23 protein-coding genes are annotated in these 26,561 nt (G+C 43.7%); 21 read left to right on the top strand and 2 right to left on the bottom strand.

Annotated elements, in window-relative coordinates; all coding sequences use genetic code 11:
• Nucleotides 1-11 precede the first annotated feature (11 nt).
• Nucleotides 12-1,442, top strand: a complete 1,431-nt coding sequence (locus LKD36_RS05555; RefSeq protein WP_308459012.1) for a sensor histidine kinase — start codon at nt 12-14, stop codon at nt 1,440-1,442.
• Complete coding sequence (locus tag LKD36_RS05550; RefSeq protein ID WP_308459011.1) at nt 1,426-2,349, top strand: hypothetical protein; 924 nt, start codon at nt 1,426-1,428, stop codon at nt 2,347-2,349. Before LKD36_RS05555 ends, LKD36_RS05550 begins: the two co-directional genes overlap by 17 nt.
• A 61-nt stretch (nt 2,350-2,410) precedes the next feature.
• On the opposite strand, the gene lexA is transcribed toward LKD36_RS05550, so the two are convergent.
• Both lexA and LKD36_RS05540 read right to left on the bottom strand, forming a co-directional pair.
• Nucleotides 2,411-3,028: a transcriptional repressor LexA gene (lexA, locus tag LKD36_RS05545; RefSeq protein ID WP_118769564.1), complete on the bottom strand. Its 618-nt coding sequence runs from the start codon at nt 3,026-3,028 to the stop codon at nt 2,411-2,413.
• 89 nt (nt 3,029-3,117) lie between these two features.
• Complete coding sequence (locus tag LKD36_RS05540; RefSeq protein ID WP_308459010.1) at nt 3,118-4,059, bottom strand: LysR family transcriptional regulator; 942 nt, start codon at nt 4,057-4,059, stop codon at nt 3,118-3,120.
• Between the two features lie 193 nt (nt 4,060-4,252).
• On the opposite strand from LKD36_RS05540, the gene LKD36_RS05535 reads away from it, so the two are divergent.
• The 19 genes from LKD36_RS05535 to cas1 all read left to right on the top strand — a co-directional run.
• On the top strand, nt 4,253-4,930 hold the full coding sequence (locus LKD36_RS05535) for a F0F1 ATP synthase subunit A (protein WP_118769566.1): 678 nt from the start codon (nt 4,253-4,255) through the stop codon (nt 4,928-4,930).
• Between the two features lie 30 nt (nt 4,931-4,960).
• Nucleotides 4,961-5,185, top strand: a complete 225-nt coding sequence (atpE, locus tag LKD36_RS05530) for an ATP synthase F0 subunit C (protein WP_118769567.1) — start codon at nt 4,961-4,963, stop codon at nt 5,183-5,185.
• A gap of 19 nt (nt 5,186-5,204) precedes the next feature.
• On the top strand, nt 5,205-5,693 hold the full coding sequence (locus tag LKD36_RS05525; protein WP_118769568.1) for an ATP synthase F0 subunit B: 489 nt from the start codon (nt 5,205-5,207) through the stop codon (nt 5,691-5,693).
• On the top strand, nt 5,680-7,698 hold the full coding sequence (gene atpA, locus LKD36_RS05520) for a F0F1 ATP synthase subunit alpha (RefSeq protein ID WP_308459009.1): 2,019 nt from the start codon (nt 5,680-5,682) through the stop codon (nt 7,696-7,698). The genes LKD36_RS05525 and atpA overlap by 14 nt, the downstream gene beginning before the upstream one ends.
• Before the next feature lies 1 nt (nt 7,699).
• Nucleotides 7,700-8,605, top strand: coding sequence for an ATP synthase F1 subunit gamma (gene atpG, locus LKD36_RS05515; RefSeq protein WP_308459008.1), 906 nt, complete (start codon nt 7,700-7,702; stop codon nt 8,603-8,605).
• A gap of 17 nt (nt 8,606-8,622) precedes the next feature.
• The gene (atpD, locus tag LKD36_RS05510) at nt 8,623-10,020 is read left to right on the top strand and encodes a F0F1 ATP synthase subunit beta (protein ID WP_118769653.1); all 1,398 of its coding nucleotides are present in this window, start codon (nt 8,623-8,625) and stop codon (nt 10,018-10,020) included.
• Between the two features lie 12 nt (nt 10,021-10,032).
• On the top strand, nt 10,033-10,446 hold the full coding sequence (atpC, locus tag LKD36_RS05505) for an ATP synthase F1 subunit epsilon (RefSeq protein WP_118769571.1): 414 nt from the start codon (nt 10,033-10,035) through the stop codon (nt 10,444-10,446).
• Nucleotides 10,447-10,545: 99 nt separating this feature from the next.
• Nucleotides 10,546-14,952: an acyl-CoA dehydratase activase gene (locus LKD36_RS05500; RefSeq protein ID WP_308459007.1), complete on the top strand. Its 4,407-nt coding sequence runs from the start codon at nt 10,546-10,548 to the stop codon at nt 14,950-14,952.
• Between the two features lie 4 nt (nt 14,953-14,956).
• Entirely contained in the window at nt 14,957-15,901 is a 945-nt protein-coding gene (locus LKD36_RS05495) for a carbohydrate kinase family protein (protein WP_308459006.1), read from the top strand.
• Nucleotides 15,898-16,473 (top strand): M48 family metallopeptidase, encoded by a 576-nt coding sequence (locus tag LKD36_RS05490; protein ID WP_308459005.1) that lies wholly within the window; start codon nt 15,898-15,900, stop codon nt 16,471-16,473. The genes LKD36_RS05495 and LKD36_RS05490 overlap by 4 nt, the downstream gene beginning before the upstream one ends.
• A gap of 4 nt (nt 16,474-16,477) precedes the next feature.
• Nucleotides 16,478-17,512, top strand: coding sequence for a M42 family metallopeptidase (locus LKD36_RS05485; protein ID WP_308459004.1), 1,035 nt, complete (start codon nt 16,478-16,480; stop codon nt 17,510-17,512).
• Between the two features lie 29 nt (nt 17,513-17,541).
• Complete coding sequence (locus tag LKD36_RS05480) at nt 17,542-17,811, top strand: DUF1292 domain-containing protein (protein ID WP_118769576.1); 270 nt, start codon at nt 17,542-17,544, stop codon at nt 17,809-17,811.
• Between the two features lie 274 nt (nt 17,812-18,085).
• Entirely contained in the window at nt 18,086-18,934 is an 849-nt protein-coding gene (locus LKD36_RS05475) for an Rpn family recombination-promoting nuclease/putative transposase (protein ID WP_308459003.1), read from the top strand.
• 522 nt (nt 18,935-19,456) lie between these two features.
• Nucleotides 19,457-21,868, top strand: coding sequence for a CRISPR-associated helicase Cas3' (gene cas3 / locus LKD36_RS05470; RefSeq protein ID WP_308459002.1), 2,412 nt, complete (start codon nt 19,457-19,459; stop codon nt 21,866-21,868).
• Nucleotides 21,869-21,891: 23 nt separating this feature from the next.
• Nucleotides 21,892-22,629 carry a type I-C CRISPR-associated protein Cas5c gene (gene cas5c, locus LKD36_RS05465; RefSeq protein WP_308459001.1) on the top strand — a complete coding sequence of 246 codons (738 nt, stop codon included), beginning with the start codon at nt 21,892-21,894 and terminating at the stop codon, nt 22,627-22,629.
• Complete coding sequence (cas8c, locus tag LKD36_RS05460; RefSeq protein ID WP_308459000.1) at nt 22,626-24,611, top strand: type I-C CRISPR-associated protein Cas8c/Csd1; 1,986 nt, start codon at nt 22,626-22,628, stop codon at nt 24,609-24,611. The genes cas5c and cas8c overlap by 4 nt, the downstream gene beginning before the upstream one ends.
• 12 nt (nt 24,612-24,623) lie before the next feature.
• The gene (gene cas7c, locus LKD36_RS05455; protein WP_308458999.1) at nt 24,624-25,478 is read left to right on the top strand and encodes a type I-C CRISPR-associated protein Cas7/Csd2; all 855 of its coding nucleotides are present in this window, start codon (nt 24,624-24,626) and stop codon (nt 25,476-25,478) included.
• Nucleotides 25,468-26,136 (top strand): CRISPR-associated protein Cas4, encoded by a 669-nt coding sequence (cas4, locus tag LKD36_RS05450; protein ID WP_308459122.1) that lies wholly within the window; start codon nt 25,468-25,470, stop codon nt 26,134-26,136. The genes cas7c and cas4 overlap by 11 nt, the downstream gene beginning before the upstream one ends.
• Nucleotides 26,136-26,561, top strand: a 426-nt coding sequence (cas1, locus tag LKD36_RS05445; RefSeq protein ID WP_308458998.1) for a CRISPR-associated endonuclease Cas1, incomplete at its 3' end; no start/stop codon positions are given. The genes cas4 and cas1, both read left to right, overlap by 1 nt.

Genomic DNA, 26,561 nt, shown 5'->3' with positions numbered 1-26,561 from the left:
AGTAACAGAATATGAAATTTTTCTGGAAAATCTATTTTTCCTTTACTGTATTATTTTTATTGGCTTTTGGCCTCTTTGGCACCTGGATGATCCAGATGACCTTTCAACAGTCCTATCAGAAAGCACTGAAGGATGGAGAATGGGATAACCGAATGTACCAGCTGGCCTTTGAAACCAGCCTGAGTAGTATGAATCCGGAGACCCTGTCCGATAACATGGTACAGGTGATCGCAGTAACGGTAACACAGAATCTTTCTGATTCCGGTAATGTCTACCGCATCTACAACAGCAGCAAGGACCTGCTCTATGAAAGAAACAGCTGTAAGATTGACGGAACGGAACCTTTAAGTGTACTAAGTCAGGAGCAGCCCTGCAGTTATCTGGTAAAACGGGCAGGAGATACCACATGGCTTCTCTATGCCTGCAGGTCTACTGTGGGAGGAAAGACTTACCTGTTGGAAAGTCTGACAAATATTTCAGATATTTATCAGGAGCGGGAAAGCTACTATGACTGGTATACGGCAGTTATGATGGGCATGACGGTGATGGTGACGCTTCTGGTATTTTTTATCAGCCATATGCTGACCCGTTCAGTAACGAGTCTGTCACAGACGGCACGCAGATTTACAGAAGGGGATCTGTCTGCCAGAGCGGCGGTTTCCGGGAGCGATGAGGTTGCAGAACTTTCGGCAGATTTTAATCGGATGGCAGTATCATTATCGGATAAGATCGAGGAGCTGACTATGCAGGCGAAGCGGCAGGAAGATTTTACTGCATCTTTTGCCCATGAACTGAAGACACCGCTTACTTCGATTATCGGGTATGCGGATATGATCCGTTCGATTGACTGCACCAGGGAAGAAACCATGGACGCAGCCAACTATATTTTCCAGCAGGGAAAACGCCTGGAAAGTCTGTCATTTAAATTGTTGGAACTGATTGTAGCAGAACATCAGCAATACCAGTACCATTATTTTTCTGTCCGCAAGCTTTTAGAGGAAGCGCAGATACTTACGGAAGAAAAACGAAAGGAACGGAATATTTCTGCAGAGAGGGTCTGCGATGACGGACTGATTTTCGGGGAAAAAGATCTTCTGCTCTCTCTGTTTGTAAATCTTCTTGATAATGCAAGAAAGGCACTGCCGGAGAATGGAGAGATTCGGATTCTTGGAAAATGCCGCAGAAACGGATATTTTTTGTGTATCTGCGATAACGGCTGTGGCATGGCACCGGACGAAGTAACCAGAATTACAGAAGCTTTTTATATGATAGACAAGTCAAGAGCCAGAAAAGAGGGCGGAGCAGGACTTGGTATGACGCTTTGCAGCCGGATCATCGGACTTCATCATGCAAGATGGAAAATATTCAGTCGTCAGGGAAAAGGAACAGTGATTGCCATTCATTTTCCGGAAGGGGAGGAGATTTATGATAAGGAAGATTAACCGCCGATTCTTTATCTGTCTGTGCGGAGTGATCGGCCTTGCAGTTGGGACCATCATCGGTCCGAGATATTTTAGCCGGATGCTGGATCAGACAAACCTGAATACGGTGTCCGTGGTGAATCGTGACAGTTTTTCTTTCCTGGAACAGAGTTCCGATCAGCTGGCCGATCAGGTGAAACTCCTGAATTCGATTGGAAATGGTGGAAATCTGATGCTGCTATCCAACTATTCTGATCAAAAAAACTGGCAGAACAGTACATTGATTGCCCAGATTGTCGATCAGGTAGCGCTGGCATCCACAAACGGATATATTCCATGGCTGGAACCCGGGAACTATGAAAATTATCTTATGGAGGCAGGAAAAAAGGAGGTAGCAAAGGAAGCACCGGCTTTTTATGATTGGATGGATGAACTTCGATTTGCGAAATATTACAGCCTGACTTGTGAATCTGACCCGGATAGCCATATGATGCAGATGATGAATCTCTGGTATTTGCGTTTTTCTGATGAACAGACATTTGATTACTATTTTCTTGTAAATGCATCCACCTGCCAGATTTATTATGCAGAGATCTATAATCTGCTTACCGATAGGGAAGCAGATGACAGTTGGACGGAATTACCGCAAAATGCAACAACCATTGCAGAAGTTTTTTACGGAGAGGAATATACGGAACAGTTTGCATCAGGAGCCTTTTATTATTATCAGGCTAATGATTTTCAGATCGTATATGGAGATGAAGGGCGGAACTATGACTGTCTGTCAGTGCTGCGTCTGGAAGAGGGAGAAAGCGCCTATATAGAAATGCAAAAGCATGAGAAGAACACTCAATTAAAACACCCAATCTATGGATACAGTGTAGGCATCCGCGGACTGGGCGATAAAATTCAGAAAAATATGAACTAATACAAAAAGAGCGCTTTCTGATGATCTGATTCATCAGAAAGCGCTTTTGCTTTTTATGAACTTAATTGAACATGCGGAACACGCCGAATACTTTACCAAGAATCTGTACATCATCCAGAATGATCGGATCCATGGAATCATTTTCCGGCTGAAGGCGGATATGACCGTCTTCTTTATAAAAGGTCTTGACAGTAGCAGAGTCCTCTACCAGCGCCACTACCATATCTCCGTTCTCCGCATTACTCTGCTGACGAACCATAATATAGTCGCCGCTGAAAATACCGGCATTCACCATACTTTCGCCCTTTACTTTCAGCATAAAGCAGTCTGTATTAGGCATGTATTCTGCCGGGATGGGGAAGTAGCCTTCAATATGTTCCTGCGCCAGAATTGGCTGTCCTGCGGCAACGGTACCAATCATAGGAACATTGACCATCTCGCGGCGGGTCAGGTTAAACTGATCATCCATAATCTCAATAGCACGAGGCTTGGTGGGGTCTCTTCTGATATAACCATTTTTTTCCAGTGTCTCCAGATGAGAATGCACTGAGGAGGTGGATTTTAGATGGACAGCTTCACAGATATCCCTGACTGCAGGCGGATAACCCTTATTCAATATCTCAGATTTGATAAAATCCAGAATCTCCTGTTGTTTTGGTGTGATCTTTCCGTAACTCATAAAAGTTCCTCCTGCTAGTCGAACATTCGTTTTTTGTATTATAGCATGTACAGGCAAAAAAAGCAAACAAATGTTTTGTACATATGTTCTTAAAAGGCAAGTGTGTTGCCTTCATTTTCTGAATAGGTAGAGATTGTATCAGAAGAATGATTCATCAGCATATCGAGAAGTGCTTTGGCGGCAGGAGACAGAGGATGCTGGGGATTCTGGACGATACAGATACCGCGTCTAGGAACAGGAATATCCAGATCCAGCTGGATAAGTCCGTAGTTCATCAGATAGGAACGGGCAAACTTGTAGGGCACAAAGCCGATACCAAGGTTATGAAGAACGGTTGGAGCGACCAGGTCATTGGAGTTTACCTCAATATTCGGGCGAAGTTCGCAGCCATGGTCTTTGAAGATACTGTCCCAGAATTTTCGGGTGGTAGTGCCTTTTTCCATACAGACGAGAGGATAGGTACTCAATTCTTTTAAAGTCATTGTCCGTCCCTGTAAAAATGTATAATGATTTCCTGCAATGACGATATCCTGAAAATCAGAGACCCGTGTTACATGAAAATGATCGACTCCTTCAATGGGCGTAATGGAGACGGTGAAGTCGACGGTTCCGGCATTCAGTGCAGATACGGAGCCTGGTGTGGAGAAGGAGTGAATCTGCATATTGACATTAGGAAACTGCTGGCGGAACTGTTCCAGGTAGGGAAGAAGATAGTAACGCATGGTCAGTTCGCTGGCACCGATATTGATCTTGCCGCTCTGACAGTTGACGAATTCCTGAAGCATGCCACCGGCACGGTCCATTTGCTGAACAGCACGGCTTACCTGTCGGAGAAGCATCTGGCCTTCGGCAGTGAGAGTAACACCTTTTCGAGAACGGAGGAACAGCTTGCACTGCAGTTCCTGTTCCAGATTCTGGATATATTTTGTGACCGTCGGCTGTGTCAGACACAGATGTTGTGCCGCCAGGGAAATATTTTTCGCGTTAGCCACCTCATAAAATATTTTATAATAATCAAAGCTGATGTCCATTCCGTTTACCCCGTTTTCTGCGTGAAAATCTTGTTAAGATATTCATATAATCTATGGTAATAGTAAAAAAAAACGATTATACATTTCGTTTCTTTCGTATTATAATAGGTTCTGAGCTTTGAGGCAAGGTTTTCTTTTAATAGGAAAAAACAGCCTCGGCAAAATAAGAATTCTTTAGAAAGGAAGTGCAGTTATGGGTAATTTAGGGCCAAAGCTGTTGGAAGAGTTGCAGTGTGAAAACGTCTTTACCATAGGCGGTATCGGTATCTCTGAATCAGTTGTTGTAACATGGATTATCATGGCGGTATTTCTGCTGGCAGCAATTCTGTTGACCAGAAATCTGAAGGTTGAGAATCCCGGTAGAGGTCAGTTGATGCTGGAGTACATCGTGACCTGGCTTCAGGGAATCGGCGAGGGAATTATCGGTGAAGAAGAGAAGGGGTATGCATCATATCTTACTTCGATACTGATTTACCTTGGTGTCGCAAACCTGATCGGTATGCTTGGATTCAAACCGCCTACCAAAGACCTGAATGTGACTGCAGGACTTGCTCTGATGAGTATTTTCCTCATTGAGTATGCAGGTATTCACAAAAAAGGTTTCCGCGGATGGCTGAAAAGCTTTACACAGCCAATTGCGATCGTTACCCCAATTAATATACTGGAAGTGTTTGTAAAACCGCTTTCTCTGTGTATGCGACTGTTTGGTAACGTATTGGGTGCATTCGTTATTATGAAACTGATTGAGTGTATCCTCCCCGTCGGTCTTCCGGTCATTTTCAGCGCATATTTTGATGTGTTTGACGGACTGATTCAGGCCTACGTGTTTGTTTTCCTGACGGGACTGTTTATTAAAGAAGCTATTGAGTAAAACGAAGGAAAAGAAAAGGAGATTATTTTTATGTCTACATTAATTGCTATCGGAGCAGGTATCGCCGTACTGGCAGGTATTGGAGCAGGTATTGGTATTGGTATTGCTACTTCCAAAGCAGCAGAAGCTGTTGCAAGACAGCCGGAAGCTGAGGGTAAAATCACGAAGATTCTTCTTCTGGGTGCAGCACTTGCAGAGGCAACCGCTATTTACGGTTTCGTTATCGCACTGCTGATCATCATTCTGTTACAGTAAAGAAAGGCGGATTTTGTAAATGTTAAGATTAGACTTAAATCTGGTCTTTACCATTGTCAATCTGTTGATCTGGTATGTGATCATTCGTAAATTTCTGTTTAAGCCGATCAATGACATTATCACAAAGCGTGAGGATGCGATCAAGGCGCGTTATGCTGAGGCAGAACAACTGAAGCAGGAAGCACAGGAAGAAAAAACGAAAAGTGCACAGTATCAGGCACAGATCGAGAGTGAAAAGGCTAAAATTATGGCAGCTGCACAGGCAGATGCGCGTGTGGAATTCGATCAGATTGTAGCAGATGCGCATAAGAAGGCAGGACAGATTGTTGAATCTTCCAAGAAAGAAGCAGCTCTTCAGAAAGAAAAAGTAATGAATAAAGCAGAGCAGGAAATCCGTGGTCTGATCCTTGAGGCAGCAGTAAAATCTATGCAGTCCCAGAACAGTGACGAAGCTCTTTATGACCAATTTTTGACAAAAGCAGGTGAGACAACTCATGAAGAATCTTAGTTCCTATCTGGATCGGCTTACAGCAGTACGGATGCGGCCGGAAGTCCTGCAGCATGCCGTAGATATTCTGAAAGCAGTTCCGCAGATTCAGACTGAGCTGGAAAATCCGGCAACCACCCGTATGAAACGGGAGGATATTATTCAGGAAATTTTCCCGACAGAGTCCAGAGAATTCCTCCTTTCCCTGGTGGAGGATGGTGCTCTTGGTTCTTTACAGGATATTTTAAAGGCATATATGGAGATGTCAGAGGAAGAGAGAACACCTCTTTCCTGCGTCCTGGAATATGTTTCTGAACCGGATGATGCTCAGTATGAAGGTATTATCAAATTTTTAAAACATCAGTACCCGGACAGGGTCCTGAATATTTCCAGAAAACAGAATAAAGCGCTTGGAAGTGGTTTTATTCTTCATGCCGGAAATGAGGAATTCGACTGGAGTGCTTCCGGACGTAAGAAAGCACTGCAGGAAAAATTGCAGTTGTTAGATGTGTCCGGTGATGGTCCGCTCGTTGCGCAGAAGGCAATTATCAGCATCTTAAAAGGCAGCATGAACGATGTGGATATTGCAAGCCAGGAAGTTGGTGTAGTTAGCCGCGTAGGTGATGGTATTGCATATATTGACGGTGTTGATCATGCCATGTATGGAGAAATCCTTGTATTTGACAATGGTGAGAAAGCCATGGTACAGGATATTCGTGAGCACGAGATTGGCTGCATCCTTCTTGGAAAAGATACCGAGATTGAGGAAGGAAGCCGTGCAGCACGTACTGGTAAGATGGCAGGTATCCCGGTAGGCGATGGCTATATTGGCCGAGTAGTAAATGCTCTTGGTGAACCGATCGATGGAAAAGGAAAAATCGAGACTACCGATTACCGTGCAGTTGAAGAACCGGCACCAGGCATTATTGACCGTCAGTCTGTCGATACACCGCTTGAGACAGGTATTCTGTCTATTGACTCTATGTTCCCTATTGGACGCGGACAGCGTGAGCTGATCATTGGTGACCGTCAGACAGGTAAGACTTCCATTGCTACAGACACCATTCTGAATCAGAAGGGTAAGAATGTGATCTGTATTTATGTTGCAATTGGTCAGAAAGCATCTACCGTATCCAAGCTGGTGCATAATTTTGAAAAACACGGTGCTATGGACTACACGATTGTATTATCTTCTACAGCAAGTGATCCGGCTCCTCTGCAGTATCTGGCTCCGTATTCAGGAACCGCACTGGCAGAATTCTTTATGCACAGAGGACAGGATGTCCTGATTGTATATGACGACCTTTCCAAGCATGCAGTAGCATATCGTGCATTGTCCCTTTTGCTGGAGCGTTCTCCAGGACGAGAGGCATACCCGGGTGATGTATTCTATCTGCATTCCCGTCTGCTGGAGCGTTCCAGCCGTTTGAGCGACAAGCTGGGCGGCGGCTCCATTACCGCACTGCCGATCATTGAGACTCAGGCAGGTGATGTATCAGCATATATTCCGACCAATGTTATTTCCATTACAGATGGTCAGATTTTCCTGGAGAGTGATCTTTTCAACGCAGGTATGCGCCCGGCAGTCAATGTCGGTCTGTCAGTATCCCGTGTAGGTGGTGCAGCACAGACAAAAGCAATGAAGAAGGTTGCCGGAAGTATTCGTGTGGATCTGGCTCAGTATCGTGAGATGGAAGTATTTACCCAGTTCAGTTCTGATCTGGATGCGATTACGAAGGAACAGCTGGAATATGGTAAGCGAATGATGGAACTTTTAAAACAGCCGCTGGGATCTCCGCTGTCTCTGCATGAGCAGGTAATTACTCTGTGTGCAGCAACGCATAAACTGTTCCTGGATGTCCCTGTAAAAGAACTGAAGAAGTTCCAGAAAGAAATGCTTGCATGGATTGATCAGAAACATCCGCAGATCGGTGAAGAGATCGAAGAACTTCACAGTCTGAGTGATACACTGATCAGTAAGATTGTAGATGCAGTAAAGGAATACAAGAGTCAGGTGGTGAAGTAGTATGGCAGGACTGCGCGAGATCCAGAACCGGATCAAAAGTATCCAGGATACGAGAAAAATCACCAATGCCATGTACATGATTTCATCCACCAAGATGAGAAAAGCAAAGCAGGATCTGGAGAACACGGAACCGTATTTCTATACGCTGCAGTCTATGATGGCACGTTTGCTGCGGCATCTTCCGGATGTCAGCCATATCTATTTCGAAGATGAGGCTTCGGAAGATGCAAAGATGGAGAATACAGATAAGAAAAAGATCGGTCTTTTGGTTGTAACGGGAGATAAGGGTCTTGCCGGAGCATATAACCATAATGTGCTCAAACTGGCACAGGAATATCTGGACGATCAGGAGAATGAGATTGAGCTTTTTGTAGTTGGAGAGCTGGGGCGTCAGTATTTTATGGGACAGCATATTCCGATTCAGGAAAATTTCCAGTATACTGCTCAGAATCCCACATTCAGCCGTGCCCGTTGGATTGCTGAGATCCTGCTTGGAAAATTTCTTTCAGGTGAGCTGGATGAGATAGATGTTATCTTCACCCGTATGGAAAACAGCATGACGAGTAATGCTGAGGTTCGTCGTATGCTTCCGCTGCAGAGACCGCCTATGCCGAAGATTCCGATTGATGTTCGGCAGGAGGAATTTCGTACTGTTCCGGATGACAAATCTGTTGCAGACAGTATTGTACCGAACTATATTACGGGTTTTATCTATTGTGCGCTGGTTGAGTCATTCTGCAGCGAGCAGAATGCCCGTATGCAGGCAATGGAATCTGCAACTAATAATGCGGATGAACTTCTCCACGATTTAGGCATCATGTACAACAGGGCAAGGCAGGCTGCCATTACACAGGAAATCACTGAGGTATGCAGCGGTGCCAGAGCCCAGAAGAAAAAGACAACATAAAAGGAGATGCATGTGTGATGGAAAAAGGTAAAATCATACAGGTTTCAGGCCCGGTTATCGACGTGCTGTTCGAGAAGGGCAATCTCCCTCATATAAAGGACGCTTTGAAAGTTGATAATCACGGAAAAGAGTGCGTGATGGAGGTAGCAAAGCATATGGGACACAATGTGGTTCGATGCATTATGCTGTCTGCCAGTGAAGGACTCTGCCGTGATATGGAAGTTGTCCAGACCGGACAGGGAATTACTGTTCCAGTCGGAGAGAAGACCCTTGGCCGTCTCTTCAACGTTCTCGGTCAGACCGTAGACGGAGAGGGAGAGATTACAGATTCAGAAAAATGGTGTATCCATCAGGATCCGCCTTCATTTGAAGATCAGAGCCCGGTTGTAGAGATTCTTGAGACCGGTATTAAGGTCATTGATCTTCTGGCACCTTATGCAAAAGGCGGTAAGATCGGTCTGTTCGGCGGTGCAGGAGTTGGTAAGACCGTCCTTATTCAGGAACTGATCAGAAATATTGCTACCGAACACGGCGGATATTCTATCTTCACCGGTGTCGGAGAGCGTTCCCGTGAGGGTAATGACCTGTGGAGTGAGATGAAGGCATCCGGAGTATTGAACAAGACTGCACTGGTATTTGGTCAGATGAACGAGCCACCTGGAGCACGTATGCGTGTTGCAGAGACAGGACTGACCATGGCTGAATATTTCCGTGATGAGATGCATCAGAACGTGCTTCTCTTCATCGATAACATTTTCCGTTTCGTACAGGCTGGTTCTGAGGTATCTGCACTGCTTGGACGTATGCCGTCCGCAGTAGGATATCAGCCGACTCTGGCTACTGAGATGGGTGAACTGCAGGAGCGTATTGCTTCCACGAAGAATGGTTCAGTTACTTCTGTACAGGCTGTTTATGTGCCGGCCGATGACTTAACCGACCCGGCTCCGGCAACGACCTTCGCACATCTGGATGCAACCACTGTACTTTCCAGAAAGATCGTAGAACAGGGTATTTACCCGGCAGTTGATCCGCTGGAGTCCACTTCCCGTATTCTGGAAGCAGATGTAGTCGGAGAGGAGCATTACGAAACTGCAAGACGTGTACAGGAAATGCTGCAGAAATATAAAGAGCTGCAGGATATTATCGCCATCCTTGGTATGGAGGAATTGTCTGAGGAAGATAAGCTGACGGTTGCCCGTGCAAGAAAGATTCAGCGTTTCCTGTCTCAGCCGTTCCATGTAGCTGAGAACTTTACCGGTATTCCCGGTAAATATGTACCGCTGAAAGATACCATCAAAGGTTTCCAGGCTATTATTAACGGTGAGATGGATGAGTACCCGGAGGCAGCGTTCTTCAACGTAGGAACGATTGAGGAGGTAGTCGCTAAGGCCAAGACCATGACGGCTTCCGTATAGAGGTGATGGATCATGTCGAAATTTTATGTGAAAATCATATCCAGTAACCGAATTTTTTATGAAGGTTTCTGCCATTGCTTGATTATCCCGGCAGTAGATGGTGAGCAGGCAATTATGGCACATCATGAAGAAACCATTATTGCCGTACAGAACGGCGAAATGCGTATGCAGAAGGAAGAAGGCGGAGAATGGTCCTATGCAGTCCTTGGAAAAGGGTTTTGCATGGCTGCTAACAACCGTGTTACCGTCCTTGCCGATACGGTGGAGCGTCCGGAAGAAGTGGATGTCAACCGTGCAAAAGAGGCATTGGAGCGTGCGCAGGAGCGTCTTCGTCAGAAGCAGAGTATTCAGGAGTATCATACGACACAGGCAGCTTTGGCCCGTGCATTGACGCGTCTGAAGGAGACCGAAAAGTTTTTGAGATAGACTGTCTGGTAGGACAGTGACCATCCGCGAGGCGGGTCGGAGGAATTCCATTATTCCAAAGACCCGCCTTATTGGATTGTTTAGATGAGGTACAAAAGAGTGAAGGAAATATTGTTGACCGGCATTGACGTCGGTTCTACTACAACCAAAATAGCTGCGATCAATCCGGAGAACGGAAAAGTTGTTTACTCGGATTATAGAAGGCATCAGGCAGCTCAGGTACACAGCGTATATGATGCCCTGAGACGACTGGAAAAAGCCTTCCCACATACAAAAATCAGACTGGTGCTCACGGGTTCCGGAGCAAAACTTCTCTCAGAGAGACTGCATGTACCGTTTATTCAGGAAGTGGTTGCCAATTCCATGGCATTAAGAGAGCAGTATCATCATGTCAGAACGGCCATTGAGCTGGGCGGACAGGATGCAAAAATGATTTTTTTTAAAGAAGATGAGAACACAGGGCTTCTAAATGTTACCGATATGAGAATGAATGGAAGCTGCGCCGGAGGAACCGGGGCATTTATTGATGAAATTGCATCTATTCTTCAGGTGCCGGTGGAGGAATTTAATGCACTGGCTGCAAAGGGGACCTGTGTGTATGATATATCCGGACGATGCGGTGTTTATGCAAAAACAGATATTCAGCCGCTTCTAAATCAGGGAATTGCCAGGGAAGATCTGGCACTTTCTGCATTTCATGCTATTGCAAAGCAAACGATTGGAGGTCTTGCACAGGGACTGGACATTGAAAAACCGGTCATTTTTGAAGGTGGTCCATTGACCTTTAACCCGACGCTGATCCGTGTTTTTGCGGAACGTCTGGGATTGAAAGAAGAGGAGACTCTGATTCCGGAACATCCGGAACTGATGGTGGCATATGGTGCAGCCCTTTCGCTGGAAGAACTGTTTACAGATGAGGGAGAAGCACGTGAGATTCCAAAACTGATGAAACAGCTGCTTCTGGAAGAACAGAGTGAGCAAGGGGAGATTTCAGACAGTGCAAAACCGTTCTTTGCTTCTGAAAAAGAGAAGCTTGCATTTGAAAAGAGGCATTCTCATCATCCTCCGGAATGGAAGCTGCCGGAAAAAGGAGAGACAGTAAGAGCTTACCTTGGTATTGATTCCGGCAGTACGACGACAAAATTTGCACTGATAGATGAAAGAGAGGAGATTCTGGGATCATTTTATGCTCCCAATGAAGGAGATCCGCTGACAGTGGCGAAGACGGCACTCATAGATATGCGGGAACGTTACAGACAGGTCGGAGCAGATCTGCAGATTCTGGCAGCAGGAACTACAGGATATGGAGAAATGCTGTTTGCAAAGGCATTTGATACGGAATGCCATACTGTAGAGACGGTTGCGCATGCAAGAGCAGCGGAAAAATATGTTAAAGATGCCACATTTCTTCTGGATATCGGAGGACAGGATATGAAAGCAATCTGGCTGGATCATGGCATTATCACCAACATTCTGGTCAATGAGGCCTGTTCTTCCGGATGTGGCTCGTTCCTTGGAAATTTTGCGGCAAATCTGCATATTCCCATGCAGGAAATTGCTTCTGCCGCATTTTCATCTGAGCATCCGGCAGCCCTTGGCAGCCGCTGCACAGTATTTATGAACAGCAGTATTATTACCGAGCAGCGGAACGGAAAGCTTCCGGAAGATATTATGGCGGGACTGTGTCGTTCTATCATTGAAAATGTATTTACCAAAGTCATCCGTATTTCCAATGTAGACTCTCTGGGAGACCGTATTGTGGTGCAGGGCGGTACGTTTGAAAATGATGCCGTACTCTGCGCACTGGAACAGTATCTGGGGCGTGAAGTTATCCGTGCACCATATCCGGGTATCATGGGAGCCATCGGTGTGGCTTTGATTACAAAAGAACAGTTTGAGACAGGAAAGAAGAAAGCATCCTTTATCGGACTGGATGCACTGGATGAGTTTTCATACAGCAGGGAAGCAAATCTGCCGTGCCCGTTCTGTACGAACCACTGCCGCAGAACGATTGTGAAATTTTCCAACGGAAATTCCTGGATTACCAATAACCGCTGTGAGCGTGGCGAGATTCTCGGTGATCCGAAGGATGCAAAAGTACGTGAAAAATTGAAAGAAGTACGGAAAGAAAAGGATGCCGTTCCGGACCTTTTTGATCTGCGGGAAAAACTGTTGTTTGAAGAGTATCCTTATCCAAAGCTCTTGCCGGAAAAAGAAACGGTTATTGGAATTCCGAGAGTATTGTCTTACTGGGAGACCATGCCGTTCTGGACCACCTTCTTCCGTTCACTTGGCTATCAGGTGCAGATCTCAGACAAGAGTACCAGAAAAATCTATGAAAGCGGACTGTCAGCAGTGACTTCCGATACGGTATGCTTTCCGGCAAAACTGGTACATGGCCATATCAGGAATCTGACAGAGCATCATGTAGACCGCATCTTTATGCCGACGATTACAACCGTATCTTCGGAAAATACAGCCAGCACCAGTGAATCTATGTGTGCGATCGTCAAGGGATATCCGATTGTCATCCGCAATTCTGATAATCCGGAAAAACGTTTTCATATTCCCTTTGATGCTCCGTTATTTCACTGGTATCGGACGGAAGACCGGAACCGGCAGCTCACCGCTTATATGAAAGATACGTTTGATATTTCACCGGATATCACAAAAAAAGCCATAGAGGCGGCTGACCAGGCACAGGCATCATTTGAAAGACAGCTGAAAGATGCCGGGGAAAAAGTGATGCAACAGGTGAGGTCAGAAGGTCGTTATGCAGTGGTTCTTGCATCCAGACCTTATCAGAATGATGCGCTGGTGAACCATGATCTGCCGAAAATGTTTACCAGTATGGGAATTCCAGTGCTGACGGCAGATTCTGTTCCGGGTGTGACGGAGGTGGATCTGAGCAACAGCAGACTGGATATCGTGAATAATTATCATGCCAGAATGCTTTCTTCCGCAGTGCTTGCGGCAGAAAGTGAGCATCTGGAATATGTACAGATTGTAAGTTTCGGATGTGGTCATGACGCATATCTTTCCGATGAGATTATCCGTATGATGAAGGAAATCTCAGGAAAGACGCCGCTGATTCTGAAGCTGGATGAAAGTGATGTGCAGGGACCTCTGAAGATTCGTGTGAGATCCTTTATAGAGACAGTAGAGATGAGCCGGGAACTTCATATGCATCGGGAAATACATGCTCTTTCTGATCCGTACCCAGTGAAATTTACAAAAAAGTGCAGAAAAGAACGAATCGTACTGGTACCGAATACCTCTCATGCATTTTGCCGTGTTATGTCTGCTGCTCTTTCCGGACAGGGTATCCGTGCAGTACCATTGGAAGTGGGAAGAGAAGATGCCATCCGTCTGGGAAAACAGTATGTTCATAATGATATCTGTTTCCCGGCACAGATTGTTATCGGCGAAGCACTGGCAGCGTTGAGAAGCGGAAAATATGATGGACAGCAAGTAGCAGTGGGTATGGGAAAATATGTAGGGGATTGCCGTCTTACACATTATGGTGCGCTGCTCAGAAAGGCACTGGACGATGCCGGTTATGAAGATGTTCCGGTGCTCACCAACGATGATGTGGATGTTCACCATATGCATCCGGGCTTTAAGATGAATATGCTATCAGCAGTGCGCATAGCATTTGCCCTGCCCATGATTGATGCACTGGAGGAACTGCTCAGAAAAATCCGTCCTTATGAAAGAATAAACGGAAGTGCGGATGCGGCATTTGAGCGTGCTATGGATCAGGTAATCTACGGAATGATGAGATCCGGTGTTCCGGGAGCAAAAAAGGGATTCCGGAAGGCAATCGAAATCATGAAAGAAGTAGAGTATGACCGCAGTGTGCCGAAGCCTGGTGTGCTGATTGTAGGTGAGTATCTTCTGAATTTCCATCCAGGAGCAAACCATGACATCGAAAAATATCTGGAACAGAATGGATTTGAAATTATCGAAGCAAAGATGACGGATGTTATCCGCAAGACATATTTTTACCAGGGATCTCAGATTCGGGAATATCATCTGAAGAAACCACTGGATAAGAAAGCCTGGTTTGCGATTGTAGATAAAGTATTCAATATGGCACATGATATGACCGATGAGATTGCATTGGCTCATCCGCTCTATGAGAAAGCATGCAGAATGCAGGATCTGGTAAAGGAGAGTGATCCGATCATTCATCACACCTTTGACGCGGGAGAGGGTGTACTCATTCCGGGGGAAATTCTTCATCATGCTGCACATGGATGTAAGGCATTTATTATCCTGCAGCCCTTTGGATGTCTGCCGAATCATGTGGTAGGACGAGGTATTTCCAAACGCTTGAAGGAGTTGTATCCGAATGTCCAGATTCTGCCGCTGGACTATGATCCGGATGTGAGCTTTGCCAATATTGAGAATCGGCTGCAGATGCTGATTATGAATACAAAGGCGGCTGCAGAAGAAGAAAGACGGCAGGAGGAGCAGAAGAAAACGCAGCAGAAGGGAGCCTGATGACATGAAAGTGCTATGCATTGGTTCTGCGGTGATGGATATTGCAGCTACACCGATAGAAGACTCTGTAAACTGGAAAGAAAAACAGAGGATTTCCGATATTCGGATTCTTCCGGGCGGAGATGCCGTAAACCAGAGTATTCATCTGGCGGATTTTCGGGTGGATACGGCATTATGTGCATGCACAGGAGATGACAGCACCGGCCAGATGTTGAGAGCAGCATTACAGGAAAGAAATGTAGATGTTTCTTTTGTACGATCGAAAGAAGGCATACGGACAGGAACGGCCATGGTGCTGATTAACCCTGAAGGGGAACGACATATTTTTTCCGTGCAGGGAGCGCACAGCACGTTGTGTGCGGAAGATTTACCGAAAGTGCTTCCCGAAGACTGCAGGGCAATTTCACTGGCCAGTCTTTTCTCCATGCCGGAACTGGAGTGGAACGGATTGCTGCCATATCTTCAGACAGCCCATCACCAGAACATTCGTGTGTTTGCAGATCTGGCGGCAGATAAGCAGGGACTGGGCCTTGCAGGAATAGAACCGTTTCTTCCGGAAATTGATTACTTCCTTCCAAGCCTCTATGATGTTCTGAATATGACAGGAACAGAGACCGCGGAGGAGGCAGCGCGTGTATTTCGAAATCTGGGAAGTGATCATGTCATTATTAAATGTGGTTCTGAAGGCTGCTATTGTTCAGATAAACATTTTTCAGGGTGGATTCCGGCAATTCCGGTACGTCCGGTGGATACTACCGGGGCAGGAGATTGTATGTCCGCTGCATTTATCTACCGAATTCTGGAAGGGGATTCCATGGAGGACGCTTGCAGATATGCCTGCGCAGCAGGTTCTTACAGTACATTGTTTGTCGGTGCTTCCGAGGCAAAGCTGACAGATGGCAGGGTAAGAGAATTTATGAAAACAAACGGAGATACAGTGTTGTCATGAAAAGCTTTATCTGGAAACAGTACACCGTTCAGATTACGAAGAAAAATGTAAAAAATACAAATGTGCGAATCAAGAGAGACAATCCTCATGTGATTCTCATGTCTATTCCATACAGTGCGACCTATAAGGCAGGACTGCTGGCTCTGGAGACTCCGCATATCCGGCATTGGCTGGATAATTATGAACGTAAATTAAAACAACAGCCAGTTCCGACCGACGAGGAAAAATTTCGGAAAGAACTGGAAAAAGAAAAAATGGCACCTGCTTACCGCGACCGGCTTCTGGAACTGCTTCCCGGTATGTTTCGAAAATGGGAGCCGATTCTCGGCGTCTGCAGCAACAAGGTGACTATTCGTAAAACAAAATCCCAGTGGGGAAGCTGTAATACAAAAAACGGAAATATTTCTATCAGTCTGTGGCTGGGTGCTTACCCGGAAGAATGTATTGAATATGTGGTTGTCCACGAACTGACGCATCTTCTGGAACGCGGACATAATGTGCATTTCTACGGAATTCTTGACCAGGTTTATCCAAACTGGAAAGCGTGTCGGGAACGATTGAAAAAGGAGTAAATGAATGAGTAAAGACTATGTAGACTATATGGTGGAAGAGACCAGAAAGATTCTTGCAATTGACAGTCCTTCCGGTTACACACGGGAAGTGGCAGACTATGTGATGGAGGAATATAAAAAACTTGGTTACGAACCACAGCTTACGGTAAAAGGCGGAATCCTTGTTGCAATTGGCGGCAGAGACAAAGAAAATGCAGTGCAGCTGGAAGCACATATTGATACTCTTGGCGCAATGGTGGCAGAGATTAAGAGCAATGGAAGACTTCGAGTGACCGCTGTCGGCGGAATGAATGCAAACAATGCGGAAGCAGAAAACTGTAAAGTTATCACCCGTTTTAACGGAAATTATGAAGGTACTTTACAGCTGATCAATGCATCGATCCATGTAAACGATGAATATGATGGTATAAAGAGAAGTTATGATTCTGTTGAAGTTATCCTGGATGAAAATGTAAAAACAAAAAAAGATACAGAAAAGCTGGGTATTATGACCGGTGATTTTGTGTGCTTTGATCCAAGAACAACAGTGACAAAGTCCGGATATATTAAGAGCCGTTTTCTGGATGATAAATTGAGTGTAGGAATTCTGCTGGGATATGCAAAATATTTGAAAGAAGAGAATGTGACACCAGAGAGAATGATTTACCAACATATTACAGTCTTTGAAGAAGTAGGACATGGTGGAGCAGCATCCATCCCAGAAGGGGTTACAGAAGTCATTTCTGTTGATATGGGATGTGTCGGAGAAGGACTTGCCTGCGATGAAACACAGGTATCCATCTGTGCAAAAGACAGTCATGGTCCATATCATTATGATGTAGTAAGCGGTCTTATCAAAGCTGCAAAAGAAAATAATATTGATTTTGCCGTAGATGTGTATCCTCATTATGGCTCTGATGCAGATGTGGCGCTCACTGCAGGATATGATGTGCGTCATGGTCTGATCGGTGCAGGCGTCTATGCTTCCCATGGATATGAAAGAAGTCATGTGGATGGGGTGAAAAATACATTTGAACTTCTGAAAGCATACCTCGGGTAAATGACTACGGAATAAAGGAGTGTAAAACAATGGAAGAAATGATGGAAGAATATGTGACATTTCATGTAACAGCAAAAGATGGTTCCGATGTGGAGATGGCGGTTGTCGATGAATTTGATTTTGAAGAGAAACATTATGTAGTCGGTGCGGTTGTGAAAGATGACACGATTGATGATGAGGGTAGGTATATCTACGAATGTATCATGGATGGTGATGATTTCACCGTGCAGCAGATTAAAAAAGAATTCGACTACAGACGAATCGCCAATGCATATATGGCGATGGATGGGGAAGAGTAAAATTATTCCAGTATCATCTATTTAATGTTGTATTTTGCAAAACTATATGCTATTCTAAAAGTGCACTGGAAGTGATCATGCTTTCGGTGCACGTATCTTAATAACGTGTCAAATCTCATTCTCGGAGCTCAGATCGAGCAAATTTCCCGACAATGAACACAATGGAATATGGAGACGGCGGGAAGAAAGAGTTCACTTCCGGGATAGAAGGCAGAGGACATGGAATGCCTGAAAATTTCTTTCCTTCAGTTCTCGTAAGAAGAAAGGGGCATTTATGTCAGAAAACACGGTTATACAGAAAAAGGATGATTTCATCATGCTTCCTACTTCTGATTTCTGTTTTAAAGAACTGATGCAGAATTCAAAAGTACGAAAAGGTATTATTTCAGCATTGCTTGGAATAAGTCCAGAAGAAATTGCTGGAACAAAGCTTTTGCCAACCAGTACAACAGAAGAATATCCGGATGGAAAACTGGGAATCCTGGATGTACTGATCAAATTGGAAAATGGAACTCAGGTAGGAATGGAAATGCAGGTGGCGAAATATGACTACTGGACTAATCGGATTCTATTTTATCTGTGTAGAATGTTTACCGGTCAGATCGAGAAAGGAGATACTTACGATAAACTGAAAAAATGTATTCATGTGAGCTTTCTTGATTTTATTCATTTTGAAAACGATTATGATTTTTACAGAAAGATCACATTGAGAGACGAGAAAAACAGCGAATATACGGATTTGCTGGAATTACATATTCTGGAATTAAAAAAACTACCGCCAGAAGAACAGAATGAAAATGGACTTTTAAAATGGACACGATTTCTAAATGGAAAATGCAGGGAGGATTTTGAGAAGATGGCAGAAAAAGATGAATATATCGATGAAGCATACGAACTCCTGAAGAAGATGAGTGCAGATGAGCGAAAACGCTTGGCGTATGAAGCAAGAGAAAAAGCGGTGAGGGATTATAATACGCAGATAAAGAGTAGTTTGGAGAGGGGAGAAGAAAGACTTAATTCGTTGAATAGACAATTGCTGAAAATGAATAGAATGAACGATTTGGTGAAGGCGGTTTCGAATAAAGAATATCGACAAAAGCTATATTTAGAATTTGGATTATGAATGAAAAAAGGCTGCTTGTGAAAGCAGTCTTTTTCATAAATTCATAAACAAACACACTTTTCAATTCACAGGCAAGATTACCTGACGTTTGTAATTTAGCATATACGCAGAACAATTACAAGTAATATTGTATTAAAAAATAATTTGTGTGATTGTTTGATTAAATTATAAAAGAAATTTAAATCAGCATTGACAGAAAAATATAGCAGTATTATAGTTAAATTGTGGAAAAAGAAAAAACCTTCAGATCTGGCAATCCGAAGGTTTTTGAAAGTAATTCAAATTATAATAATTTAGAATAACTTCACCGAAATTTATTCTAACGTATTAAATTATAATTTGTCAATTATTTTCTCTGGGGCATTCGCTCCCTTTTTCCATTTCAAAAATTTAAAATTACAAAGGAGATGCGTGAAATATGATTGTTTTATAAAAAAATCCATGCTATGATTGTATATATAGCACAAAAAACGAAAAGAAAAAACTGAATATTGAATAAAAGTTAACAAAGGTGAATGCTATATGGAAGAAAAATACATCGGGCATGTAAATTCTGAAACAAAGGAAATTCAGAGTTTAAAAGAACATCTTGAAAATGTTCGTTATCTGGCGGAGAAGAATTGTCCGCTGGAATTATTTCGGTATATTGCTCAGGTGACGGCTTTGATCCATGATATGGGCAAAACACGACAGGAGTTCCAGGACTATATGAACGACATTCTGGAACATGGAGAATATGCAATTCGCCATCAGATTGATCATTCATCTGCAGGGGGACTGCTTATAGAGGACATGAGCAAATTCAGATCAATATCTTCTCTGATAGGAACGGCAATCTATGCGCATCATGGTCTGCAGGACTGTATCGATATGGAATCCGGAGCAGGGCTTGCAGAAAAGCGGAGAGTAAAAGAAACAGATTATGAGGAAATAAAGAACCGATATTTCCAGATTGTTGATAAAAAGGAACTGCATGATCTGCTGGTTCAGGCAAATCGGGACTGGCAAAAGATTTACCAACATGTAAAGGAAGTAGTTGGCGATACCCAAAGTTCGTGTGTTGATAAAGAGTTCTACCTTGGAATGTACGAGCGTTTCCTATTGTCGATACTCATTGACAGTGACTGGAGTGATACGGCGAGCATGATGAATGGAGAAATGCTGCCAGAACGGATGTCCGCAGAAGAAACGTTACGGATATGGGAATGTATGCTGACACATTATCGAAATTACATGGACGATATGAAACAGCATGGAACATATAGTCCGCTGAATTGTTATAGGGAAGAAATTTCTGACCGTTGTTATGAAGCTTCTCAGGAACGGAAAGGGCGTTACCGTCTGACGGTTCCGACAGGTGCCGGTAAGACACTGAGCAGTCTTCGGTTCGCGTTAAATCGAGCGGTCAAAGAGAAAAAGCAGCACATTTTCTATATTTCACCGTATAATTCCGTGTTGGAGCAGAATGCGGATGAAATACGGAAAGCAGTTGGAAATGAGAGCTATATTCTGGAACATCACTGCAATATTGTGAATGAAGATGCAGTGCAGGAAGTGATTTACAAAAACCTAACAGATAACTGGGATTGTCCGTTGATTGCAACGACAGCAGTGCAATTGTTGAATACGTTGTTTTCCGGAGATAAAAGTTGTATTCGAAGAATGTACAGTCTGTGTAACAGCATTATTGTGTTTGATGAAGTTCAGGCAATTCCCGCAAAGTGTACGGAGCTGTTCAATCTTGCAGTGAATTTTCTGACCGAGTTCTGCAATACGACAGTGGTATTGTGTTCGGCGACACAGCCATCTCTGGCATCACTTCCACAGAACAATCTGATGGAATGCAGAGAAATGGCAGATAGAAGTGAAACTTATGCAGAAGCATTTCGCAGAGTAGGGATTGAAGATAAGACAGATCTGGTTCCAGGTGGGATGTTACTGGATGATCTGAAAGATTTTACGCGGGAGGCTTTCCGAAATTATAAGCAGGTGCTGGTAATTGTAAATACAAAGAAGCTGGCGCTGGAATTGTATGAGTCCTTGAAACAGGAAGATCTTGAAGAGTGTGCATTGTTCCATCTCAGCACCAATATGTGTCCGGCAAACAGAGAGGATATGTTAACAGAAATTAAGGGTGTATTACATGACAGGAAAAAGCCAGTTATATGTGTCAGTACACAGTTAGTAGAAGCGGGAATTGATTTTTCCTTTGGGTGTGTGATTCGATCTCTGGCGGGACTGGACAGCATTGTGCAGGCAGCAGGACGCTGCAACCGCCATAAAGAACGAAAAATGGGCATTGTGTACATCGTAAAAATGGCAGCAGATCTGGAACGGATCGGCCGAATGAAGGAAATGACAGCTGCGCAGGATGCCTGCAAAAGCTTTCTGTTGCAATTTCACAATCAGCCAGATGATTTTCAGAATACGCCGGATTCAAAAACAGCAGTAAAGCAATATTACAGGTTGTATTATCAGAAATTGGGATCGCAGATCACACAGTATCCCTGTTCGCAGACAGAAACTTCTCTTGTAGAATTGCTTGGAAAAAATGAAGCGGGAGTTCGGCAGTATGCGCGACATCACGATGGTCAGCAACCGGCATTTCTGCTCCGGCAGGCATTTCAGACAGCCGGAAAAGAATTTGAGGTGATCTCAGAGGATGGAAAAGTGTCTGTGGTGGCACCTTATAATGAAGAAGCACGGGCATTGATTGCTGAACTTGAAACAGGGAAAAAAGGACTGGCAGAGCAAAAGCAAATATTAAGAAAATTACAGAGGTATACGGTAAGTATCAGTCCAACCATGAAAGAAAAATTAAGAAATGCATTGTATCAGGTAGGAGATACAGGGGTACTGGTATTAAATGATATGTATTACAATCAGGAAACAGGAGTACAGGAAAATCCAACACAGGGATTTCTTGATTTTTAATAACAACTGAGAGGGGTGAGACAATGGAAAAGTACAGAAACACCATAGAATATCAGGTATATGGTGATTATGCACTCTTCTCCGATCCGGTAACCCGGGTCGGTGGAGAGAAGAGCAGTTATCATATTCCAACCTATGAAGCATTAAAAGGAATCACGGAAAGCATTTACTGGAAGCCAACGATCATGTGGATCATTGATGCGGTTCGCGTTATGAATCCAATTCAGACGGAGACGAAAGGAATTCGACCAATTGCTTATAATGGGGGAAATGAGCTGGCTTATTATACCTATCTGAAAGATGTATGTTATCAGGTGCGGGCACATTTTGAATTCAATCTTAATCATTCGGAATTGGAAGAAGACCGCAATGAACACAAGCACCATAATATTGCCAGACGGATGGTGGCGCGTGGCGGCAGAAGAGATATTTTTCTTGGAACCAGAGAGTGCCAGGCATTTGCAGAACCCTGTGTATTTGGCGAAGGAGCAGGCTATTATGACGATATGCCTGGGGAAGTTTCCTATGGATTTATGTACCATGGAATCACTTATGCGGATGAGGCAATTCTGGACCAGGAAAAAAATAAGATGACGGTCAATTTCTGGAGACCTGTTATGAAACAGGGAGGGATCATTGAATTTATCAGACCGGAAGAATGCCCGGAAAAACGATTTGTCAAAGAGATGAGTGTCCGGGCTTTTGGTAATGATAATTGCTCCGGACTTTCAGAATTTTCAGAAGAGGAGGTGGCGGATTGAACTGGGAACAGGAACTGCTGAATCTGTATGAAATCAATGCTGATAAAGTGGGACAGGTTAATTACAGGGTTTACAGAAAAAAGGGAGAAGATCTGAAAGTTCCTTATGTATTGCTGCCTCCTTTTCACACAACGGTAACAGCGCAGATTGAAGTGGAGATTGATGAGGACGGAAAGTTTCTGGATGCGTCGGCGGTTGCAAATGAAGATAAACAGACCATCATTCCGATAACAGAAAAATCAGGAAGCCGGACGGCCGGTAAAGCTCCGCATCCTCTGTGTGATAATCTACAGTATCTGGCAGGAGATTATGGACGATATTCCGGAGAAAAAACAAAGGGAGCTGAGGAATGCCATGCATTGTATATGAATGCATTAAAAGAATGGCATGAATCTCCTTATACGCATAAAAAAGTCGATGCAGTTTATGCATATTTAAAGAAAAATACGCTGATGAAAGATCTTGCAGAAACAAAAGTGCTTCTTTTAGATGAAAATGGCAATTTGGATGCATCTGCTAAAATTCAAAATATTCCGCAGGAAAAAGCATTTGTAAGGTTCGTAGTCCGTCAGAAATTTGCGAAGGATATTGTAGAAGAAAACTGCTGGTTGGATAGGACATTACAGGATGCATTTATCAGATACTATCAGACAATGGAAGGAGAAAAAAATCTGGATTATTTGACAGGAAAACAGGAAGTACCGTCTTATCTGCATCCTAAAAAAATTCGAAATGAAGGAGACGGAGCAAAACTGATTTCTTCCAATGACACAACGAATTTTACATTTCTGGGGCGTTTTCTGACGAAAGAGCAGGCATTTTCCATAGGTGGAGAATCCTCACAGAAAATTCATAATGCGTTAAAATGGATCATTCGAAGACAGGGAGTCAGTTTTGACACACTGACAATGGTGACCTGGGAATCGAATCTGCAACCAATGCCGAGATGGGATGCCTCTACGGAGATTCTTGTAAGCAGCCAGACATCGGAAGAAGAGTTTGAAGAAGAGTTTGATGATGATTTTGGAGAGGATCTGGCAGATGAAGATCTGGCGCAGGAAAAGAAAGAGAACGTGTCGGATGGAAATATGATAACCGCTTTTCAATTCTGCAGTGCCTTAAAAGGCTATCGGAAAAAGATAGAGAATTCTTCCAGAATGGTATTGATGGCATTTGATGCAGCAACAACAGGACGGCTGGCACTGGCAGAATATAAAGTACTGGAAACCGGAAAATATCTGGAAAATATTGAAAAATGGCATCTGCAGGGAGGATGGCTGCAGCAAAAATTTAAAAATAAAAAGATTGTGAGATATGAAGGAATTCCGGGTATTACAGAAATTGCGGATATACTGTACGGATCGGATGCAGGAGGATTTCTGACTATTAATGATAAAAATGGAAAGAAACTGTATGGTGAGTTGAGCAAACGTCTTCTTCCATGCATCTGGAATGGAAGAAAACTTCCCTATGATCTGGTGGTGACAGCAGTAAATAGAGCGAGCAATCCCCAGTCCTATAAAGAACGATTTAACTGGGAGCGGGTATTGATGCTTGCCTGCTCATTAGTGAAGAAGTATAGATATGAAACAAGTAAGGAGGAATGGAAGTTGGCATTGGAGAAAGAGTGTAAGGATAGAAATTATTTATATGGAAGACTGCTGGCAGTGGCTGACCGGATTGAATACCGGACATATGACATGGATCGGGATGCCGGGAGAGTGACGAATGCCAAACGATATATGAGCACGTTTGCACAGAGACCGTATGATACATGGAAAATTATTGAGGAAAATCTGCAGCCATATTTGAATAAGCTGAAGGCAGTGGAAAGACGATACTATGAAAACTTGATTGATGAAATCTGCCAGCAGTTTACGTCGGAAAGTTTTTGCGATAATACAAAGCTGGATGGACTCTATCTGCTTGGTTTCCACAGCCAGTCTTATGATCTGAAAACTTACAAAAAAGAGGAAGAATAAGGAGGCAAACTTATGAGTGCATTAAAAGGAAAAATTGATTTTACATTATTTATCAGTGTATTAAATGCAAATCCAAACGGGGACCCGTTAAATGGAAACCGTCCTCGTATGAACATGGATGGATATGGGGAGATTTCGGATGTTTGTATTAAGAGAAAGATCAGAAACCGTTTTCAGGATCTGGGGCAGAGAGTATTTGTACAATCCGATGACCGTTCCGATGATGGATGCAGCAGCTTGAAGGAGAGAGCAGACAGCTGCGAAAAACTGAAAGTGGAAATTGCGAAAAAGAAAAAAGCTGACAGAGATCTCTGTGCAAAAATTGCGTGTGAGGAATGGCTGGATGTGCGGAGTTTTGGACAGGTGTTTGCATTTAAAGGAGAGGATGTTTCCTTTGGAGTAAGAGGACCTGTATCTATTCACCAGGCGGTAAGTCTGTCTCCGGTTGATATTATCAGTATGCAAATTACAAAAAGCGTAAACAGTGAAGCTGGAAAAGAAAGTAAAGCTTCTGATACGATGGGAACAAAGCATCGAATCGGATATGCAGTATATAAGGTGATGGGAAGTGTTAATGTACAGCTTGCAGAGAAAACCGGTTTTACGCAGGAAGATGCGGAAATCCTGAAAGAAGCCTTAAAAACACTTTTTGAAAATGATGCATCTTCCGCAAGACCTGATGGCAGTATGGAAGTGTGTCAGATGTACTGGTGGCAGCATGAAGAAAAGACACCTGCGATTTCCAGCGGAAGAATTCAGCGGGCTTTTCATATTGATCCTGTGAGCAGACCGAAAGATTTTACAGATTATCATATCACATGGAATCTGGAGGGCTGCATGGAACCGGAGGTATTTGATTTTGTATAACGAAGAAGATTTTCTTCAGTTATCAGGAATTCAACATTTTGCCTTTTGCAGAAGGCAGTGGGCACTTGCTTATATCGAACTGCAGTGGCAGGAAAATGTGCGGACAGTAGAAGGAAAACTGCTTCATGAAAAAGCACATGATGTGTCCCTGAAAGAAAAAAGGGGTGACCTGATTATTTCCAGAGCAATGCCGGTACATTCCAGAGAACTTGGCATCAGCGGAGAATGTGATATTGTGGAATTCCACAGGTCAGAGCAGGGAATTTCGCTGGCAGGAAGAGATGGCTTTTATGAAGTAATTCCGGTCGAATATAAACGAGGAAAACCAAAAGAAACGGACATTGATGCATTACAGCTGACGGCTCAGGCAATCTGCCTGGAAGAAATGTTGTGTTGTGAGATTCCCTGTGGTTATTTATTTTATGGGGAGATCAAGCATCGGGAAAAGATCGAATTTACCCCTCTTTTAAGAGAAAAGGTCAGTTCCGGTTTTCAGGAAATGCATAAATATTTTGAGCAGCGTTATACGCCAAAAGTAAAATGGAGCAAAAGCTGTAACGCCTGCTCGCTGAAAGATATCTGTATGCCGGTACTGAATAAAAATCTTTCCGTATCCCGGTACATTGATCAAAAAATAAAAGAAAAGGATGGTGACTGATGAAACGTCTGTTAAACACTTTGTATGTAACGGGCAAGAATCGGTATCTGTCCCTGGACGGCGAAAATGTTGTAATTTCTGATAAGCAGGAAGAAATAGGGCGGATTCCATTACATAATCTTCAAGGAATTGTAACATTTGGATATACGGGAGCCAGTCCGGCGCTGATGGGAGCCTGTGCAGAACGGAATATAGAGCTGACTTTTATGTCCGGAAATGGAAGATTTCTGGCGAGGGTGACCGGTGAGGTAAAAGGAAATGTTATTTTACGGAAGCAGCAGTACAGAATCAGCGAAAATCCCTATGAGAGTATCTGCTATGCCAGAAATTTCATCACCGGAAAAGTATTGATATTGTCAATATTGGTTGACACATTTATCTCAAAGATATCATTTCCTATGCAGCCAGGCCCAGAGATTGGTAGT

Origin of the sequence: Hominiventricola filiformis (assembly GCF_020686965.1) — a bacterium.
Taxonomy (GTDB): Bacteria; Bacillota; Clostridia; order Lachnospirales; family Lachnospiraceae; genus Hominiventricola; species Hominiventricola filiformis.
Note: the sequence above shows the minus strand (reverse complement) of the source record. Positions and strands in the feature narration are given on the sequence as shown.